Source organism: Mesorhizobium sp. B2-4-6, assembly GCF_006442775.1.
Classification (GTDB): Bacteria; Pseudomonadota; Alphaproteobacteria; order Rhizobiales; family Rhizobiaceae; genus Mesorhizobium.
In genome coordinates this window covers 223,338-241,813 of sequence record NZ_VFVI01000009.1, presented here as the reverse complement: position 1 = coordinate 241,813, position 18,476 = coordinate 223,338, and the positions used below count along the sequence as shown (strand labels likewise).

The following is an 18,476-nucleotide window of genomic DNA, read 5'->3' as shown; positions in this document are numbered from 1 at the left end:
CACTGAAGGCAGGAAGAGCGCCTGTCAAGTTAATTCACATGCGAAGTATCTGGAGAATGCGCGATGAGCACGGTGGGCAAGGCGGTGTCGCTGCTGGAGCTGTTCACGCTGCACGACCCGGAGATCGGCCTCTCCGACCTCGCGCGCCGCGCCGGCCTCGACAAGGCCACCGCCAGGCGGCTTCTGATGGCGCTTGCCGCGCACCGGCTGATCGAGCAGGAGCCGCGCAGCCGCCGCTACCGGTTGGGCGCCGGCCTGTCGCGGCTGGCGCGCATCCGCGACGGGCATTTCCCCCTCGTGCGACTGGCCGCGCCGGTCATCCGCGAGCTGTCGCTCGAAACCGGCGAGACGGTGCATCTGTCAGAGTTCAGCGCCGGCGCGCTGCTTACGCTGCATGTCGAGCTATCGGCCAAGGCCAATCGCGTCAATGTCGATGTCGGCCAGGTGCTGCCGCTGCACGGCACCGCCTCGGGCATTGCGTTCCTTGCCGCCTCACGCCTGGAAGCGGTCGGCGCCTATTTGGGAAAGCCGCTGCAGGCCTTCACCTCGTTCACGATGACGCAGCCGGACGACCTGGTGAAAGCCATCGCGCTTGCCGCTTCACGCGGCTATTCGCGCAGCGCCCAGGGCTATGAGGAAGGCGTGCACAGCATTGGCGCGGCCATTCTCGGCGCCGACGGCCAGCCGATCGGCACGCTGGCCGTCGCCTCGCCTGTCTCGCGCGTCGACGATGCGATAGCGACCGGACAAGGCGAGGCGGCGGTCAGGGCAGCCAGGCTGATCTCGGCGCGGCTGACCGGCGAGGCCTGAGGCGCCCCACCAGCGCTCAAAGCCCACGGACCTCTGCTCTGAGGCATTTTTAAGCTACGCGTTCCGCTTGTGAACATCGTTCATTTTTTTCTTGAACGCAGTTCACGATGTGCTATGGTGCGTCCGTGAACAACGTTCAAAGCGATATATCCGGCCCGAAGCAGACCGGCGTCGATCCGGCTTAATGCTGAAACGAAAGGGACCCTATCGATGCTCGCCGACAGCCAAGCCCGCAAACGGTCAAGTGCCTGGAAGGCCTGGAGACCGATCATGGACGACAGATTCCAGCCGCCAAGAACAAGAAACAAATGGATTGGATTGAACCGCAATAACGAAGTTTAACCGCTTCCCGATAAACAAGGCTCAAACCGCGCAAATTTCCGCTCAGTCCAATCGGATTGCCAGCCGGACTTGCCCAATGGAAATTGCCATGAACACCCATCTGATGATGTCGCGGCGCTTCGCGCCTCTCTTCTGGACGCAATTCCTCTCGGCCTTCAACGACAATTTCCTGAAGAACACGCTGGTGTTCCTCATTCTCTTCACGCTGGCGAAGGATCAGGCCGCGTCGCTGGTGACGCTGGCCGGCGCCGTGTTCATGGCGCCCTTCCTGCTGCTTTCGGCGCTTGGCGGCGAGATCGCCGACCGCTTCGACAAGGCGCTGATCGCGCGCCGCCTGAAATTCACCGAGATCGCCGCGGCCGCCGTCGCCGTCGTCGGCATCGCGCTGTCCTCGATCCCGGTGCTGATGACGGCACTCTTGATGTTCGGCATCATCTCGGCGCTGTTCGGGCCGATCAAGTACGGCATCCTACCGGATCACCTTGAGCGCAAGGAACTGCCCAAGGCCAATGCCTGGATCGAATCGGCGACCTTCGCCGCGATCCTGGGCGGCACCATCGCCGGCGGCGTCGTTTCCGCCGACGGCATCGGGGTCGCGGTGTTCGGGCCGATCATGATGGCTTTGGCCGTCGGCTGCTGGCTGGTCAGCCGCTACATCCCCGCCACCGGTTCGGCGGCGCCCAACCTCGTCATCGACAAGAACATCTTGCGCTCGACCTGGCGGCAGGTCGCCGAATTGCGCACCGACACGCGCATCTGGCGCGCCGGCCTGATGACTTCGTGGTTCTGGCTGGTCGGCGCGATCGTGCTTTCGATCCTGCCGGCGCTGATCAAGGATTCGCTCGGCGGCAACGAGATCGCCGTCACCGCCTATCTCGCCGTGTTCGCCGTCTCGATCGCCGTCGGCTCGGCGATCGCCGCCTGGATGTCGCAAGGGCGCATGGTGCTGTTGCCGGCGCCGGTCGGCACGGCGCTGCTGGCGCTGTTCGGCCTGCATCTCGCATGGACCATCGGCAGCATGCAGCCTTCGCCGACAGCTGCTAGCCTTTCGGCCTTCTTCGCCGGCCCCAACACCATCCGCGTCGCCATCGACCTCGCCGGCATGGCGATTGCCGCCGCCTTCTTGGTAGTGCCGACCTTCGCCGCCGTGCAGGCCTGGTCGCCCGAGGCGCGCCGCGCCCGTGTCGTCGCGGCGGTCAGCATCGTCAATGCCGGCTTCATGACCGTCGGCGGCATCCTCGTCGCGGCCATCCAGGCCGCCGGCGTCTCCATCGCGGGCATCCTGTTCGGCCTCGTCGTGGCCAACGCCGTCGCCGCCTGGCTGATGCTGAAATACCTGCCGACCAATCCCTTCCGGGATTTCGTCTCGATCCTGTTCCGCGCCTTCCTGCGCCTGGAGGTCGAAGGACTGGACAACCTAAAGGCCGCCGGCAAGGCGCCGATCCTGGCGCTCAACCATGTCAGCTTCCTCGACGGCCCGCTCGCGCTGACGCTGACCGACGAGGAGCCGGTCTTCGCCATCGACTACACGATCGCCCAGGCCTGGTGGATGAAGCCGTTCATGAAGCTCGCCCGCGCACTGCCGCTCAATCCGGCGAAGCCGATGTCGACCCGCACGCTGATCAAGATCGTGCAGGGCGGCGATCCGCTGGTCATCTTCCCCGAGGGACGCATCACCGTCACCGGCGGCCTGATGAAGGTCTATGACGGCGCCGCCATGGTCGCCGACAAGACCGGCTCGATGGTGGTGCCGGTGCGCATCGAGGGGCTGGAGAAGAGCTACTTCTCGCGGCTCTCCTCGCAACATGTGCGCCGCCGCCTGTTCCCGAAGGTCAAGGTGACCATCCTGGAGCCGGTGAAGCTCGAAGTCCCGCAGGAATTGAAGGGCCGCCAGCGGCGCGCCGCGGCGGGCTCCGCGCTCTACCAGGTGATGTCGGACCTGGTCTTCCGCACCCAGGACATCGACAAGACCGTTCTGGAGAAGATCATCGAGACGGCCAACGAGCGCGGCATGAAAGAGCTCGCCGTGCAGGATCCGGTCACCGGTTCGCTGAGTTATGGCAAGCTGCTCACCGCCGCCGCCGTGCTCGGCGAGAAGTTCGAGCATCTCTATGCCGGACAGCAGACGCTGGGCATCATGCTGCCCAACGCCAACGGCGCCTGCGCGGCACTTCTCGGCGTCATGTCGGCCGGCAAGGTTCCGGCGATGATCAACTTCACCGCGGGCGCCGCGAACATCCTGTCGGCCTGCAAGGCGGCCGAGGTGCGCACCGTGCTCACCTCCCGCGCCTTCGTCGAACAGGCAAAGCTCGGGCCGATGGTCGAGGAGATCGGCCGCTCGGTCGACATCGTCTGGCTCGACGATCTGCGGGCCACGATCGGTCTCAAGGACAAACTGCTCGGCCTGTTGCGCAAGGCGACGCCGCGGGTGGCGCGCAAGGCGGACGATCCGGCGGCGATCCTGTTCACCTCGGGCTCCGAAGGCACCCCCAAGGGCGTGGTGCTCACCCATCGCAACATCCTTGCCAACGCCGCCCAGGCCGCCGCGCGCATCGACTTCCATTCGGGCGACAAGGTGTTCAACGTGCTGCCGATCTTCCACTCCTTCGGCATGACGGCGGGCACGGTGCTGCCGCTGATCTCCGGCGTGCCGGTCTATTTCTACCCCTCGCCGCTGCACTACCGCATCGTGCCGGAGCTGATCTATGCCTCGAACGCGACGATCATCTTCGGCACCGATACGTTCCTCGCCGGTTATGCCCGCACGGCGCATCCTTACGACTTCCGTTCGGTGCGCTACTGCTTCGCCGGCGCCGAGCCGGTCAAGGCCGCCACGCGCACGACCTATATGGAGAAGTTCGGCCTGCGCATCCTGGAAGGCTACGGCGTGACAGAAACCGCGCCGGTGATCGCCATCAACACGCCGATGTACAACAAGTCGGGCAGCGTCGGCAAAATCATGCCCGGCATGGAACATCGCCTCGAGCCGGTGCCCGGCGTCGATGAGGGCGGCCGGCTGTTCGTGCGCGGTCCGAACGTCATGGCCGGCTATCTGCGCGCCGAGAACCCCGGCGTGATCGAACCGCTGGCCGACGGCTGGCACGACACCGGCGACGTCGTCACCGTCGACGATGCGGGCTTCATCTCGATCCGCGGCCGCGCCAAGCGCTTCGCCAAGATCGCCGGCGAAATGGTCTCACTTGCCGCGATCGAAGCGCTGGCCGGGGAACTCTGGAAAGGCTCGCTGTCGGCCGTCGCCACGGTGCCGGACGCGCGCAAGGGCGAGAAGCTGATCCTGATCACGGAAGCTTCGGGTGCCACCCGCGCGGACTTCCTCGCCTTCGCCAAGGCAAACGGCGCCATGGACCTGATGGTGCCGGCCGAAGTGCGCGTCGTGCCGAAAGTGCCGGTGCTCGGCTCCGGCAAGCTCGACTTCGCCGGAGTGACCAGGATGGTGCGCGGCGCGGAAGAGCTGAAGGTCAAGGCAGCCTGAGCTGAATGGACGAACAGGCCGGCGACAAGCGCGGGCCTGTTCATCCCGGCCGGCAGGTCCGGCCGAGATGTCTGCTCAGGCCGCGTATCTTGCCATGACGGGCTGCCTCGACCACTGGGCGTACCAGGTGTCGAACAGCTTGAGCTGCTGTTCGGCATAGCCGCGCTGGCTGTCGCTCAGCGCGTCCGTCTCGTTGAAGTGCAACCGGTATTCGGGACCACCCTTCAGGACCATCATGTGCTTGAAATAGAGCACGAGGTCCGGTCCCTCGTCGAAAGAGGACAGCACGGCCAGCGCCGCGTCCAGTTCCTGCGCCAGCCGGCGCGCTTCGGCATCGCCCTTCGCCGCCGCCTGGCTGAGGCCGACGAGATGCAGCACTTCCTTGGGCAGGACATTGCCGATGCCGGTGATGGCGCCGGACGCGCCGCAATTGACGAAACCGTGGAAGACAGCGGTGTCGACGCCGATCATCAGCGCAACCTCATCGTCCCGGCTGGTGATGTTTTCCGCCGCGTAGCGCAGATCCGACGGGCCGCCGAACTCCTTGAAGCCGACAAGGTTCGAATGCTCGGCGCGCAACGCGAAGAAGAGATCGGCGCGCGTGGCAAAGCCGTAATAGGGGCTGTTGTAGATGACGGCCGGCAGGTCGGGGGCGGCGGCAAGGATCGCCTTGAAGTGATGACGCTGCGCCGTCACCGACGGCCCGCGCGACAGAACGCGCGGGATCACCATCAGGCCCCGCGCGCCGACCTTTTGCGCATGGGCGGCATGCGCCACGGCGCTGGCGGTGTTGACCGCGCCTGTGCCGACGATCACCGGAACGCCCGCCTTGACCAGGCGCTCGACGCCTTCCATGCGCTGCGCGTCGGTCAAGAGCGGCCAGTCGCCCATGGAGCCGCAATAGACGACCGCCGACATGCCGGCGGCGATCAGCTCGCGCCCCTTGCGCACCAGCGCGTCGAAGTCGGGAAGGCGGTCATCGGTGCAGGGCGTCATCAACGCCGGCATGCAGCCGGAAAAAACATTGGCGGTCATTTCGAAGTCTCCTTGAGGCAGGCAGGCAGATTGACCAGTTTGGCCCGGCGCGGCACCGCTTGCCAAGTGGATAGTGGAGATTCATGCGCGCTCAGCACGGGTACGTTGTCAGGCACTCCGCTCAGAGCGCTACCCACGCCGTCTTGAGGTCGGTGTATTTCTCGATGGCGTGGAGCGACTTGTCGCGACCGAAGCCGGACTGCTTGAAGCCGCCGAGCGGCACGGTGATGTCGGCGCCGCCATAGGTGTTGACATGGACGACGCCGGCATTGATGGCGCGCACCATGCGGTGCGCGGTCGACAGGTTCGAGGTCCACACCGCCGACGCAAGACCATAGACGGTCGCGTTGGCGAGGCGTACCGCTTCTTCCTCGGTCTCGAAGCGCGTGATGGCGAGCACCGGCCCGAACACTTCCTCCCGGGCGAGCTGCATCTTCTCGGTCACGTTCTCGAAGATCGTCGGCGCCATATAGCTGCCGCCGGTTTCCGCCAGGATGCGTTCGCCGCCGGTGACGAGACGGGCGCCCTCCTCCGAAGCCTTGGCGACGAAGCCGAGATTCTTGGTCAGTTGCTCGGCGCTCGACACCGCGCCGACATCGGAGCCGAGATCGAGCGGATCGCCGACCTTCAGCTTCCCGGTGGCTTTGAGAAGCTCGCCCATGAAGCGGTCGTAGACCGAGGCCTGGACCAGCAGGCGCGAACCGGCGACGCAGACCTGTCCGGAATTGCGGAAGATGCCGTTGGCCGAGACGACCGCCGCCTGTTTCAGGTCCGGCGCATCGGCAAAGACGATATTGGGCGACTTGCCGCCAAGCTCGAGGAAAACGCGCTTGAGGTTCGAGCGCGCGGAATATTCGAGCAGGCGGCGGCCGACAGGCCCGGAGCCGGTGAAGGCGATGGCGTCGACATCCATATGCAGGCCTAGCGCCTCGCCCGCGACCGAGCCGCGGCCGGTGACGACATTGAAGACGCCCTCGGGCAAGCCGGCCTCGGCGGCAAGCTCCGCCAGCCGCAGCAAGGTCAGCGAGGCGATCTCCGGCGGCTTGACGACGATGGCGTTGCCGGCGGCGAGTGCCGGCGCGATCTTCCAGGCGCCGATCATCAGCGGGAAGTTCCATGGCACGATGACGCCGACGACGCCGAGCGGCTCCTTGTGGATCAATCCAAGGACATTGTCAGCGGTCGGCGCGATCTCGCCATAGACCTTGTCGATCGCTTCGGCATAGTAGCGGATGGTTCCGGCGGCCGACAGCGGCTCGGCCTTGTAGGCCATGCCGATCTCGGTGCCATTGTCACGCACGCCGAGCACGGCCAGCTCCAGCGCGTGCTTTTCGACCAGCTCGGCGAATTTCGTCAGCACCTTCTTGCGAAACGCCGGCGCCGCGCGTGACCAGGAGCCCTTGGCAAACGCCTTGCGCGCCGAAGCGACGGCGCGGTCGACATCGGCGGCGGCACCGTCGGCAATGCTTGCGAAGGGGCGGCCGTCGATCGGCGAAATCACCTGCAGGCTTGCGCCGCTCTCTGCATCCGCATGGGCGCCATCGATGAACAGACGCCGCGCGCCGACCTCCGTCTTGCGCAGCGTGTCGATAGTGTCCTGGCTAATCATTCTCAATTTGCTCCAAATTCTACATGAAGTGTCGCCGGCGCGCGGAACTCCCAGCCGCGGAACACCGGCTCCTTGCCCGGCACCAGCCTGAGATCCGGAAAACGCTCCAGCAGCAACCTTAGCGCCAGACACATCTGCTCGCGCGCGAAGAAGCGGCCCGAGCAGAAATGATGGCCGAAGCCGAAGGCGGCGTGGTTGCCCTCGTTGCGATGGATATCGAAGCTGTCGGGATCGGTGAAGCGACTTTCGTCGCGGCTGGCCGAGGAGACGAGCGCCGCAACGGGAGCTCCGGCGGGAATCGTCGCCCCGCCGATCTCCACGGCACGGGTCGTTTCACGCGTCTGCGTGCCGATCGGCGCCACCCAGCGCAAGCCCTCGTCCACTGCTCTGGGCACGAAGGTTTCAGGATCGTCGAGCACCTGCCGCAACTGCTCAGGGTTCGTCAGCAGACCGACGAGGATGGAGCCGGCACCGTGGCCAGGTTCCTGCATGCCTCCGAGCAAGATGACCTTGATGGTCGGCATCAGGAAATCGATCGAGCGGGTCGAGCCGTCAGGCATGCCGTCGTGCAGCATATGCGAGAGCGCCGAGTCGTCCGGCTCGCCGGCCAGGCGTTCCAACGTCGGCCGGACGGCGGCGCCGACCTCGGCGCTGATCGCGTCGGCGGTTTCCTGCCGCTTCGGATCGTTCTCGAAATTGATGGCGCCCTGGGCAAGGCCATAGAACCAGCGCCGCAAGGTCGGCATATCGACGTCGGCGAGCCCGAGCGAGCGCGCCAGGCTCAGCGTCGACACCGGCTCGAAATAGTCGGCCATCAGCTCCGCCGAGCCGTGCGCGGCAATTCTGTCGAGATAGGGTTCGGCGATCGCGCGCACGAGATCGCCGGCATAGGAGGCGACGGTGCGCGGCCGGTATTTCGGATCGACGCCCCGGCGCAGTTGCTTATGCGTCTCACCGTCGGTGGTCAGGATGGTCGGCTTGCCGAACGAGCGCTCGACCGGCGAGGTGCCGACGACCGCCGAGAAGATGTCGGGCGACTTGGCGACGGTCTCGACGTCCTTCCAGCGGGTGACGAACCAGAGATTGACCGCCGGCACGAAAGCGACCGGCGCGTTGCGCCTGAGCTCGGCGTAGATCGGATAGGGGTCGGCTTCCAGCGCCTCGACCGTGATACCATCGGTAAAGCTCATGCCGCTGCTCCCGCTCCGTTAAGACGGGGCGGCGCGGACGCCGCCCCTTGTCCATCAATCACCTGCCCATCAATCGCCGAGCGGCTGGCCGAGCCGTTCGAAGGCGGCCGGATCCCGGCCCCGCAAAGCGCCTGCCAGCAACAGGCCGACCACGGCCGCTATCAGCACCAGCGCCGGGAGGAACACGCCGAGGAAGCCGCCCGCGCCCGACAGGCTGCCGAAATTGATGACGATCAGGTAGATGATGATGGCAAAGGCGATGAAGGTCAGCGCCGGCAGGATCGTGGTCTTCAGCCCGTTCTCCTGGTTGGACGGGTTGGCGCGAAAGTACATCACGACGGCGAGCGAGGCCACCGCCATCATGACGATGACGCCGAGCGTGGCGACGTTGGTGAGCCACGAAAACAGCGCCAGCACCGGGTCGAGGCCGAGCACCGCGAACAGCCCGATAACGACGGCCGCGAGCACGGTCTGGATCACCGAGGCGACATGCGGGCTCTGATGCGCCGAATGCGTCACGCCGATCGACTGCGGCAGGAGCTTTTCGCGGCCGGCGACGTAGATGTAGCGGGCGACCGCGTTGTGGAAGGCCAGCACGCCGGCGAACAGGCTGGAGACGAAGAGGATGCTCATGGCGTGGGTGAGCAGCGTTCCGGCGTAGCGGTCGGAGAGGCCGAACAGGAAGGTGGTCGGATCCTGCAAAGCCTGCAGCGACGGCAACAGCTTGTCGACGCCGGCGCCGACCGCCATCAGCCAGGCGGTGATCATGTAGAACAGGCCGATCAGGATGACGGAGAAATAGGTCGCGCGCGGAATGGTCACCTTCGGGTCGCGCGCCTCCTCGGCATAGATCGTGGTCGCCTCGAAGCCGATGAAGGCGGCGAAGCAGAACAGGACGGCGATGGCCGGCGCGCCGCTGGCGATCTGGTCCCAACTGAAGGGCGCCGCCGACAGGCCGCTGTCGCCGCCGGTCTTGAGGATGGTGAGGTCGAGGATCAGCACGACGACGTATTCGGCAAGCACCAGCACCGTCAGGATCTTGGCCGACAGGTCGACCTGCCGGTAGCCGAGCACGGCGACGATGGCGATGGCAATAAAGCTCCACACCCACCAGGGCAGATTGATGCCCCAGCCAGCGAACAGGCCGGCGGTGGCCGCGCCCAGCAGGCCCATGACGCCGATCTGCATGGCGTTGTAGGAGAGGATCGCGATCAGCGCGACGGCACCGCCGGCCAGGCCGCCCAGTCCACGCGCGGCGTAGGCGTAGAAGGCGCCGGCATTGCCGACGTGGCGCGACATGGCGACATAGCCAACCGCGAACAGGAGCAACAACAGCGTCACGATCAGATAGGTGCCGGCAAAGCCCGCGCCGTTGCCCATCAGCATGCCGAGCGGCGTGCCGCCGGCAACGGCCGTCAGCGGTGCGGCGGCCGAAATCACCATGAAGGTGATGGCGCCGACGCCAAGGCTGTTCTTCCTCAGCCGGTTCACTTCTCCGGCTTCAACTGTGGTCATTTTTCCCTCCATTCCGCGTTGCGGAAACCAAGTGTCCCTGAGATGCCGAGGGCCTTCTGAAAGGGCCAATGTGCATTTCATTATTTGCAACGGCATTTCGATATTAGACTTGCAAAGGAATCGACTTGCTGTCAAGTTAATTCGCACGTTAAGTATCTGACGGAGGATCGGACACGCGATGAGCACGGTGGCCAAAGCCATTTCGCTGCTGGAGGTGCTGGGCGGCGGCGCGCCCGAGGCGGCGCTTGCCGACCTTGCCAAGGGCGCCGGCTTCGACAAGGCGACGACGCGCCGGCTGCTGGTTTCGCTCATTGCGCAAGGGCTGGTCGAGCAGGACGAGGCGACGCGCCTCTACCGGCTCGGAGCCGGCCTGACGCGGCTGGCGCTGATGCGCGAGGCGCAGTTTCCGTTCCTGCGCATGGCCGTGCCGGTGGTCGAGATGCTGGCCGCCGAGACCGGCGAGACGGTGCATCTCTCGGAATATTCGAAGCGCGGCCTGATCACCGTCCAGGTCATCGAATCGGCCAAGGCCAATCGTGTCAGCGTGCAACGCGGCGACGTGCTGCCGATGCATGCGACGGCGTCCGGCATCGCATTCCTGGCTTTCACCGAGCAGCGCATCCGCGAGGCCATCCTTGCCGGACCGATGCCGGCTTTCACGCCCTTCACCATCGGCGATGCAAACACTTTGGCCGAACAGGTCGCCGCCGCCCGCGCGCGCGGCCATTCCATCGGCGCGCAGGGTTTCGAGGAGGGCGTGATGAGCGTCGCCGCCCCGGTTCTCGGCACCGACGGCTACGCCATCGGCGCCATCGCGGTGGCGGCGCCGAGAGTGCGCACCCAAAAGGCCGACATCGGGCGGCTTGGCGTCAGCGTGACCGCCGCGGGCCGCGAGATCGGCGAGCGGCTGTTCGGCCGGCTGGCCGGCCAGAAGCGGGCCTGACAACCAACGAGACTGGCAGGGAGAATGACGTGGAGGAGAAACGCCGAATCCTGGTTATCGGCACCGGCGACACCAAGGCCGACGAGCTTCTGTTCATGCGCGAGCGCATCGAGGCCGTCGGCGGCGTTGCCGTGATGATGGACGTCAGCGTGCTTGGCGACCCGCCCTACAAGCCAGAGCATGACAAGCATGCGGTGGCGCGCGCGGCGGACACCACCATCGAGGCAATCATCGCCAGCGGCGACGAGAATACCGCGATGACGCTGATGGCGCTTGGCGCCTCGCGGCTTGCGCGCTCGCTGCACGAGAGGGGCGAGATAGACGGCTTCATCGCGCTGGGCGGCTCGATGGGCACCGACCTTGCACTCGACGTCGCGCTGGCGCTGCCGCTCGGCGTGCCGAAATTCGTCGTCTCGACGATCGCCTATTCGCATCTCGTGCCGCCGGAGCGCATCGCCACCGACCTGATGATGATCCTATGGGCCGGCGGCCTCTACGGGCTCAACAGCGCCTGCAAGGCGGTGCTGTCGCAGGCCAGTGGCGCCGTGGTCGGCGCCGCGCGGGCCGTGGTCAAACCCGATATGTCGCGGCCGAAGGTCGGCATGAGCTCGCTGGGCAAAAGCTGCCTGCAATATATGGTGACGCTGAAGCCTGAGCTGGAAAAGCGCGGCTATGAGGTCATCGTCTTCCACACCACCGGCATGGGCGGGCGCGCGCTGGAGTCGATCGCCGCGCAGAAGGGCTTCGTCGCGGTGCTCGATTTCAGCCTGCAGGAGCTTGCCAACCAGCTTACCGGCTCGGTCGTGAATTCGGGCACCGACCGGCTGGAGAATGCCGGACGGCAAGGCATCCCGCAGATCGTCGCGCCCGGCGCCATCGACATGGTCGATTTCCCGACCTGGCAGGCGGTGCCGTCGCGCTTCACGGAGCGGCCGTACCACGCGCATAACCGCCTGCTTGCCTCGGTCACCTCCGACGGCGCAACACGCCGGGAGATCGCGCGCGCCATCGGCGACAAGCTCGCCGCGGCGACCGGTCCCACCGCCTTCATCCTGCCCGCCGGCGGCATCCAGCAATGGGACCAGCAAGGCGAGCCGCTCTACGAGCCGGAAGCGCTGTCGGCCTTTGTCGAGGAGATGAGGGCGCGCGTGCCGGACAATGCCGAGCTGCATGAGATCGTCGGGCATATCAACGACGCCGCCTTCAGCGCCAAGGCGCTGGAAATCTTCGACCGCTGGGTGGCGGAAGGCATCGTTCCGCCCGGCGTGACCGGCAGGCGCGCGGCATGAGCCAGGTGAAGCCGCGGGCGCTGGTGTTGGACTTCGGCGGCGTGGTCACCCGCACTTTGTTCGAGACGCATGCGCTGACCGAGCAGGCGCTCGGGCTCAAGCCCGGCACGCTCGGTTGGCGCGGACCGTTCGACCCGGCTTCCGATGCGCTGTGGCGCTCGATGCAGGCTGACGAGATCAGCGAACGCGACTACTGGAAAACGCGTACGCGCGAAGTCGGCCAATTGGTCGGAGAAGACTGGCAGGACATGCAGACCTTCGTGCAGCGGGCGCGCGGAGCGGAGCCGGAAAAAGTGGTGCGGCCGGAGGCCGACCAAGCCATCCGCATGGCGCATGCCGCCGGTATCCGCCTCGCCATCCTGTCGAACGAGCTCGACCTGTTCTATGGCGCTGATTTTCGCCAGCGCCTGCCGCTGCTTTCGCTTTTCGCGACGATCGTCGATGCGACCTATACGAAAATCCTCAAGCCCGATGCCCGCGCCTATGCGATGGTCGGCGAGGCACTGCGGTTGCCGCTTGCGGCCTGCGTCTTCGTCGACGACCAGAAGCGCAATGTCGACGGTGCGATTGCCGCCGGCATGCCGACCGTTCATTTCGACGTCGCCCGACCGGCGCAAAGCTATGCCGAGGCGCTCAGCCATTTCGGCCTGACGCTCTCCTGATTGCAAAACCGGAGTTCCTCCCGATGCGTGACATCAACTTCCTCACCGAAAACAACGCCAAGCCGATCTGGCATCCGATGGCGCATCCGGCCGAAATGCGGGCGAGCCCGCCGAAGATCATCATGAAGGGCGAAGGCGTTTTGGTGACCGATGCCGAAGGCCGCACGGTGCTCGACGCCGTCGGCGGCCTCTGGAACGTCAACCTCGGCTACAGCTGCGATCCGATCAAGAAAGCGATGACGGGACAGCTCGACGCGCTCCCCTATTACTCAGGCTTTCGCGGCACCTCGACCGGGCCATCGATCGAACTCGCTTACGAGCTGACCCAGTGGTTCGCGCCGGAGGGCATGGCGCGCGCCTTCTTCACCTCGGGCGGTTCGGACTCGGTCGAGACGGCGCTAAGGCTCGCCAGGCAGTATTGGAAGATCCGCGGCCAGGGCGACCGCACGAAATTCCTGGCGCTGAAGAAGGGCTATCACGGCACGCATTTCGGCGGCGCCTCGGTCAACGGCAATGCCAATTTCCGCCGCAACTACGAGCCGCTGCTGCCCGGCGTCTTCCACACGCCGGCGCCGTGGACATACCGCAACCCGTTCGACGAGACCGACCCGGCAAAGCTTGCGAAACTCTGCGCTCGGGCGATCGAGGACGAGATCGCCTTCCAGGGCGCGGACACGATCGCCGCCTTCATCATGGAGCCGGTGCTCGGCGCCGGCGGCGTGATAGTCCCGCATGAGAGCTTCATGCCGATGGTGCGGGCTATCTGCGACCGCCACGACATCCTGTTGATCGCCGACGAGGTGGTGACGGGCTTCGGCCGCACCGGCGCCTGGTCAGGCTCGCGGCTCTCCAGCACGAAACCGGATTTCATGACCATCGCCAAGGCGATCACATCGGGCTATTTCCCGCTCGGCGCGACATTGATCGGCGCCAAGGTCGCCGACGTGTTCGAGGCCGACAAGACGAGCTTCGGCGCGATCGGCCATGGCTATACCTATTCCGGTCATCCGGTCGGCTGCGCGGCCGGCCTGGCGGCTCTGGCCGAGACGAAGCGGCTGGCCGTCAACGAAAATGCCGCCGCGCGCGGCGTCGAGCTCGGCAAGGCGCTGGAAGCACTGAAGGCGAAGCACCAACTGGTCGGCGATGTCCGCTATCAGGGCCTGATGGCGGCCCTCGAGCTTGTCTCGGACCGCGCCGCCAAGAAGCCGGTCGACAAGAAGACGATGGCCGCCGCCGCGGACGGAGCTTATGGCGCGGGCGTCATGCTGCGCGTCTCCGGCAACAACATCATCCTGTCGCCGCCGCTGATCATAACGGCCGCCGACGTGGCGAAGATTGCCGAGGGGCTGGATGCCGGGCTGGCCGCTGCCGCGGCCTAGGGATAGGGATTAGGCAGTAGGCAATAGGGGTAAGAAGAAGGCCCTACTGCCTACTGCCTACTGCCTACTGCCTACTGCCAGCCGCTCTTTCCGCCACGCCGCAGGCGCCATTCCAACCGCCTGCCGAAAGAAGCGCGAGAAATAGGCGGGATCGCTGAAGCCGGTCTCGTAGGCGATGTCCTCGACCGTTCGGATGGTGAAGAGCAGCAGGCGCTTGGCCTCGACCAGGCGTCTTTCGCCGATCGCCTGACGCACGCCCGAGCCCAGCACCTGATGCGCCGCCTTGTCGAGCAGATGGCGCGTGGTGCCGAGTTCCCCGACATAGCGCTCGACCGGCCAGTCATCGCGAAAATGCCGGTCGATCAGCCGCCTGAGCCGGCCGCCCAGCGCCACCGCGGCCGGCACGGTCACCGCATGCGACTGGGCGTCGAGACGGGCGATGTGCGACAATGCCACCGCGATCAGCGGCGGCAGGATCTTTTCCGCGCCGGCTTGAGCCTCGACATATTCGGCCTGGATCATTTTGATGGTGTCGGCAAGCCGCTCCCACAGCGCAGCGTCACCTCGCCCGGCCACGAAGACGGGCTGATCAAGTTGCAGGGCCGAGTGCTCGGCGATGGCCGCGAGCGCAGCGTCCGCGACCGAGACGACGATGGCGTCGGTGCCCGGCTCGATGTCGAAGCCATGCACCACGCCGCTCGGCATGAAGCTGACCGTCTGTGACGAAAAACTCCAGGTCTTGTCCTCGATCCGATAGACGCCCTGCCCGCTCGTCCAGAAGGTGATCTGCGCCATTTGCGGATGTTTGTGCGCCAGAACCTGGCCGCGATGCATGGAAGCGCGGGCCTGCACGGTCTCGACATGCAGGAAGCCGACATCGAGCGCCCGCGCCGGCTCGCCATAGACGAAGAATTCCGGGATGGCGGTCTGGCTCATGGGATGCCGGAAAAAGTCCAATCGGTTTTGCGCTTTCGTCCATAAACCATCCGGCGGCTTGCGGCTACTCTCTAACAATCCAAGGGAGGATCATGATGAGATCGGAAGAATTCCGGGCCGACAATTCGCGGCCGTTCACTGGCGCCGAATATCTGGCGAGCCTGCGCGACGGGCGCGAGGTCTACATCAATGGCGAACGGGTGGCCGATGTCACCAGCCATCCGGCAATGCGCAATTCGGTGCGTTCGCTGGCCCGCCTCTACGACGCGCTGCACGATCCGAACCAGCAGCCTGTGCTGACCTCGCCGACCGATACCGGCTCGGGCGGCTACACCCACAAATATTTCCGCGTGGCGCGCTCGCCCGCCGATCTTGCCGCGCAGCAGGGCGCGATCGCGCATTGGGCGCGCATGACCTATGGCTGGATGGGCCGCACCGCCGACTACAAGGCAGCGCTGATGAACACGCTCGGCGCCAATGCCGAATGGTACGGCCCGTTCAAGGACAATGCGCACGCCTGGCATAAGCGGGCCCAGGAGGCGGTCCTGTTCATGAACCACGCCATCGTCAACCCGCCGATCGATCGCCACAAGCCGGCCGAGCAGGTGAAGGACGTGTTCGTCCACATCACCAAGGAGAACGACGCCGGCATTTGGGTGTCCGGCGCCAAGGTGGTGGCGACGTCGTCGGCGCTCACCCACTACAATTTCCTGGCGCAGAGCTCGGCGACAGTAACGGAAGATCCATCGCTGTCGGTGATGTTCATCGTGCCGATGAATGCGCCTGGCATTAAGATGTTCTGCCGCGTCTCCTATGAGCAGACGGCCAACACAGTCGGCCATCCCTTCGACTATCCGCTGTCGTCGCGCTTCGACGAGAACGACGCGATCCTGGTGCTCGACAACGTCTTCATCCCCTGGGAGGACGTGCTGGTGCTGCGCGATGCGCAGAAGATCCTGTCCTTCCACCCGGCGTCGGGCTTCATGCATGGCTATTGCTTCCAGGGCTGCACGCGCTTCGCCGTCAAGCTCGACTTCCTCGCCGGATTGCTCGCCAAGGCACTTCGGGCGACAGGCGGCGATGCCTTTCGCGGCAACCAGGCGGCGCTCGGCGAGGTGATTGCGCTGCGCCACATGTTCTGGAGCTTTTCCAATGCGATGGCGCACAATCCGATACCGTGGGCGAATGGCGCGGTGCTGCCCAATCTCGAGGCCGCGCTCGCCTACCGGACGTTCATGTCGGAAGCCTATCCACGCGTCATCGACACGGTGCGCCGGGTGATCGCCTCTGGCCTGATCTATCTGCCCTCCTCGGTGCGCGATTTCGACAATCCCGAGATCGACCGCTATCTCGCGCAATATGTGCGCGGCTCCAACGACATGGGCCATGTCGAGCGCATCAAGATCATGAAGCTGTTGTGGGACGCGACCGGCACCGAATTCGGCGGCCGCCACGCGCTCTACGAGCTCAACTATGCCGGCGCGCCGGAAGAGGTGCGGCTGCAGGTGCTGAAGGGCGCCGAGCGCGGCGGCCGGCTGAAGCAGATGGAGGAACTGGTCGACCAATGCATGGCCGACTACGACGAGAAGGGCTGGACCGGCGATACCTGGCTGCCGCCGATTGCCGCCCAGCCCAACTGACGGGGGGGCGGCGATGGAAGCGGTCATGACAACACAAGTCGCGAGGCTGGAATTCCGCGAGGCCATGGCGCGGGTCTGCGCGCCGGTCAATATCGTCACCACGGACGGTCCGGCCGGGCGCGGCGGCTTCACCGCGACCGCCATGTGCAGCGTCTCCGACGATCCGCCGACGCTGCTGGTCTGCATGAACGAGCGTTCCGCGCAGACCGGCATGTTCCTCGCCAACCAACGCTTCTGCGTCAACGTGCTGACCCAATCGCACATGCATCTGGCGGCAAAATTCGCCGGCGCGATCCGCGACATGGCCGAGCGCTATCAAGCCGCGCGCTGGCAGACGATGCCGTCCGGCATGCCGGCGCTGCTCGACGCCATCGTCAGCTTCGATTGCGAGATCGGCGCGGTGAACAAGGTCGGCACGCACAATGTGATGTTCGGCCGCGTCGTCGACATTCGCCACGGCAGCGACGAGGCGGCGCTGCTCTATGTCGGGCGCAACTTCATGCAGCCGAGCGCGGTAGGGAGTTTTGGAGGGTGAGGAGCGGTCCGCGCAGCAGACGAAAAGCCAATTGCTTGGCTTTTCGAGCGACGAACGCCCGGAGCCTGCGACGGGCCGGCCAGCCTTACTCGGGAAGCGACTCCGACTGGATCAGGCTCTCCAGCATGTCCAGCAAGCGCTCGTGCTCTTCGGCGCCGTAGCGCTTCTCGATGGCGTCGTAGATGGCGACCCGCTCGGGCGCCAGTTCCTCGATCAGCGCCACGCCGGACGGGCTGATGGCGAGCAGCGCACGGCGGCCATCGTCCTTGACTTTGTTGCGGGAGATGAACTCGCGCTCCTCCATCGCCTTGATGATGCGCGTCAGGCTCGGCGGCAGGATCGAGGCGCGGTTGGCGAGCTCGGTCGCTTCCAGCGGCCCGGTTTCGGCGAGAACGCGCAGCACGCGCCATTGCTGCTCGGTGATGTCGTGGCGTGCAAGCATCGGCCGGAAATGCGCCATGATCACTTCGCGGGCGCGAAGCAGAGCCATGGGCAAGGAGCGGCGGGTGCTGGGCGGTAGCAAAATCAAGTCTCCGAAAATTCCAGTCCAGTACGACTCGCAACAAAGATTAGGGCCCGGATCGCAGCTATATCCGCGATTTTGCCGAGAGCGGCAATCCCACCCGGAGGCTGCATCCGCGCAGAGAACGACGCTTGACATTCGGTCGTCAAGATGTAATTCACATGTTAACTACAAGGTGGAGGAAACCTTGCCCCATATGGCGATCGAATATTCGGCCAATCTCGACGCGAAGGTCGACATGGGCGAGCTTTGCGCGCTGATGTCGCGCACCATCCTGGAAACGGGTTTGTTCGAACCTGGCGCTGTGCGGGTACGAGCCTTCCGCGCCGAAGCCTACGCGATTGCCGACCGGCTGCCGGAGAACGGCTTCATCGACATGAATTTCCGCATCGGCAAGGGCCGCAGCGCGGCGGAAAAGAAAAGCGCCGGCGAGGCGATCTTCGCAGCTGTCACTGATCATCTTTCGTCACTGTTCGCCACGCCGCATTTCGCGCTGTCGCTGGAGATCCGCGAGATCGACGCCGAACTGAGCTGGAAGAAGAACGCCATCCATCCGCGCCTGCGTGGCAAGTGAT

General features: G+C 65.5%; 15 protein-coding genes. 9 read left to right on the top strand and 6 right to left on the bottom strand.

The features are described 5' to 3' along the window. Window positions 1-63 precede the first annotated feature (63 nt). Window positions 64-810, top strand: coding sequence for an IclR family transcriptional regulator (locus tag FJ957_RS22395; protein WP_140835007.1), 747 nt, complete (start codon window positions 64-66; stop codon window positions 808-810). Between the two features lie 430 nt (window positions 811-1,240). Then, window positions 1,241-4,645 (top strand): acyl-[ACP]--phospholipid O-acyltransferase, encoded by a 3,405-nt coding sequence (locus tag FJ957_RS22390; protein WP_140835006.1) that lies wholly within the window; start codon window positions 1,241-1,243, stop codon window positions 4,643-4,645. Window positions 4,646-4,720: 75 nt separating this feature from the next. Here FJ957_RS22390 and FJ957_RS22385 read toward each other — a convergent pair whose 3' ends face one another. The 4 genes from FJ957_RS22385 to FJ957_RS22370 form a co-directional block, all read right to left on the bottom strand. Continuing rightward, the gene (locus FJ957_RS22385; RefSeq protein WP_140657321.1) at window positions 4,721-5,680 is read right to left on the bottom strand and encodes a dihydrodipicolinate synthase family protein; all 960 of its coding nucleotides are present in this window, start codon (window positions 5,678-5,680) and stop codon (window positions 4,721-4,723) included. Between the two features lie 121 nt (window positions 5,681-5,801). Beyond that, entirely contained in the window at window positions 5,802-7,289 is a 1,488-nt protein-coding gene (locus FJ957_RS22380; protein ID WP_140835005.1) for an aldehyde dehydrogenase, read from the bottom strand. A 2-nt stretch (window positions 7,290-7,291) separates the two neighbouring features. Then, a complete protein-coding gene (locus tag FJ957_RS22375; protein ID WP_140835004.1) occupies window positions 7,292-8,479 on the bottom strand; it encodes a cytochrome P450 in 1,188 nt (395 codons plus the stop codon). Between the two features lie 69 nt (window positions 8,480-8,548). Next, window positions 8,549-10,006 (bottom strand): APC family permease, encoded by a 1,458-nt coding sequence (locus FJ957_RS22370; RefSeq protein ID WP_181180670.1) that lies wholly within the window; start codon window positions 10,004-10,006, stop codon window positions 8,549-8,551. A 166-nt stretch (window positions 10,007-10,172) separates the two neighbouring features. Here FJ957_RS22370 and FJ957_RS22365 point away from each other — a divergent pair, with 166 nt between their 5' ends. From FJ957_RS22365 to FJ957_RS22350, 4 genes are read left to right on the top strand one after another with little or no spacing between them, the layout of a single operon-like run. Next, entirely contained in the window at window positions 10,173-10,937 is a 765-nt protein-coding gene (locus FJ957_RS22365) for an IclR family transcriptional regulator (protein ID WP_140835002.1), read from the top strand. 29 nt (window positions 10,938-10,966) lie between these two features. Next, complete coding sequence (locus FJ957_RS22360; RefSeq protein ID WP_140835001.1) at window positions 10,967-12,226, top strand: Tm-1-like ATP-binding domain-containing protein; 1,260 nt, start codon at window positions 10,967-10,969, stop codon at window positions 12,224-12,226. Then, a complete protein-coding gene (locus tag FJ957_RS22355) occupies window positions 12,223-12,888 on the top strand; it encodes an HAD-IA family hydrolase (protein WP_140835000.1) in 666 nt (221 codons plus the stop codon). The genes FJ957_RS22360 and FJ957_RS22355 overlap by 4 nt, the downstream gene beginning before the upstream one ends. A 23-nt stretch (window positions 12,889-12,911) precedes the next feature. Continuing rightward, window positions 12,912-14,267, top strand: a complete 1,356-nt coding sequence (locus FJ957_RS22350; RefSeq protein ID WP_140834999.1) for an aminotransferase class III-fold pyridoxal phosphate-dependent enzyme — start codon at window positions 12,912-12,914, stop codon at window positions 14,265-14,267. A gap of 57 nt (window positions 14,268-14,324) precedes the next feature. On the opposite strand, the gene FJ957_RS22345 is transcribed toward FJ957_RS22350, so the two are convergent. Beyond that, window positions 14,325-15,203, bottom strand: coding sequence for a helix-turn-helix domain-containing protein (locus tag FJ957_RS22345; protein WP_140834998.1), 879 nt, complete (start codon window positions 15,201-15,203; stop codon window positions 14,325-14,327). Between the two features lie 95 nt (window positions 15,204-15,298). Between FJ957_RS22345 and FJ957_RS22340 the strand changes: the two genes are divergently transcribed. Both FJ957_RS22340 and FJ957_RS22335 read left to right on the top strand, forming a co-directional pair. After that, the gene (locus FJ957_RS22340) at window positions 15,299-16,843 is read left to right on the top strand and encodes a 4-hydroxyphenylacetate 3-hydroxylase N-terminal domain-containing protein (RefSeq protein ID WP_140835040.1); all 1,545 of its coding nucleotides are present in this window, start codon (window positions 15,299-15,301) and stop codon (window positions 16,841-16,843) included. 25 nt (window positions 16,844-16,868) lie between these two features. After that, window positions 16,869-17,378: a flavin reductase gene (locus tag FJ957_RS22335; RefSeq protein WP_140834997.1), complete on the top strand. Its 510-nt coding sequence runs from the start codon at window positions 16,869-16,871 to the stop codon at window positions 17,376-17,378. A gap of 85 nt (window positions 17,379-17,463) precedes the next feature. Here FJ957_RS22335 and hpaR read toward each other — a convergent pair whose 3' ends face one another. Further along, window positions 17,464-17,868 (bottom strand): homoprotocatechuate degradation operon regulator HpaR, encoded by a 405-nt coding sequence (hpaR, locus tag FJ957_RS22330; RefSeq protein WP_246685922.1) that lies wholly within the window; start codon window positions 17,866-17,868, stop codon window positions 17,464-17,466. Window positions 17,869-18,088: 220 nt separating this feature from the next. Here hpaR and FJ957_RS22325 point away from each other — a divergent pair, with 220 nt between their 5' ends. Further along, window positions 18,089-18,475, top strand: a complete 387-nt coding sequence (locus FJ957_RS22325) for a 5-carboxymethyl-2-hydroxymuconate Delta-isomerase (protein WP_140834995.1) — start codon at window positions 18,089-18,091, stop codon at window positions 18,473-18,475. Window position 18,476: the final 1 nt, after the last annotated feature.

What these genes read in the sequence shown, in the direction of transcription:
- FJ957_RS22365 (WP_140835002.1), top strand. Translation starts at nt 10,173, where the DNA reads ATGAGCACGGTGGCCAAAGCCATTTCGCTGCTGGAGGTGCTGGGCGGC.
- FJ957_RS22390 (WP_140835006.1), top strand. Translation starts at nt 1,241, where the DNA reads ATGAACACCCATCTGATGATGTCGCGGCGCTTCGCGCCTCTCTTCTGG.
- FJ957_RS22375 (WP_140835004.1), bottom strand. Translation starts at nt 8,479, where the DNA reads ATGAGCTTTACCGATGGTATCACGGTCGAGGCGCTGGAAGCCGACCCC.
- FJ957_RS22335 (WP_140834997.1), top strand. Translation starts at nt 16,869, where the DNA reads ATGACAACACAAGTCGCGAGGCTGGAATTCCGCGAGGCCATGGCGCGG.
- FJ957_RS22395 (WP_140835007.1), top strand. Translation starts at nt 64, where the DNA reads ATGAGCACGGTGGGCAAGGCGGTGTCGCTGCTGGAGCTGTTCACGCTG.
- FJ957_RS22380 (WP_140835005.1), bottom strand. Translation starts at nt 7,289, where the DNA reads ATGATTAGCCAGGACACTATCGACACGCTGCGCAAGACGGAGGTCGGC.
- hpaR (WP_246685922.1), bottom strand. Translation starts at nt 17,868, where the DNA reads ATGGCTCTGCTTCGCGCCCGCGAAGTGATCATGGCGCATTTCCGGCCG.
- FJ957_RS22385 (WP_140657321.1), bottom strand. Translation starts at nt 5,680, where the DNA reads ATGACCGCCAATGTTTTTTCCGGCTGCATGCCGGCGTTGATGACGCCC.
- FJ957_RS22340 (WP_140835040.1), top strand. Translation starts at nt 15,299, where the DNA reads ATGAGATCGGAAGAATTCCGGGCCGACAATTCGCGGCCGTTCACTGGC.
- FJ957_RS22350 (WP_140834999.1), top strand. Translation starts at nt 12,912, where the DNA reads ATGCGTGACATCAACTTCCTCACCGAAAACAACGCCAAGCCGATCTGG.
- FJ957_RS22345 (WP_140834998.1), bottom strand. Translation starts at nt 15,203, where the DNA reads ATGAGCCAGACCGCCATCCCGGAATTCTTCGTCTATGGCGAGCCGGCG.
- FJ957_RS22370 (WP_181180670.1), bottom strand. Translation starts at nt 10,006, where the DNA reads ATGGAGGGAAAAATGACCACAGTTGAAGCCGGAGAAGTGAACCGGCTG.
- FJ957_RS22355 (WP_140835000.1), top strand. Translation starts at nt 12,223, where the DNA reads ATGAGCCAGGTGAAGCCGCGGGCGCTGGTGTTGGACTTCGGCGGCGTG.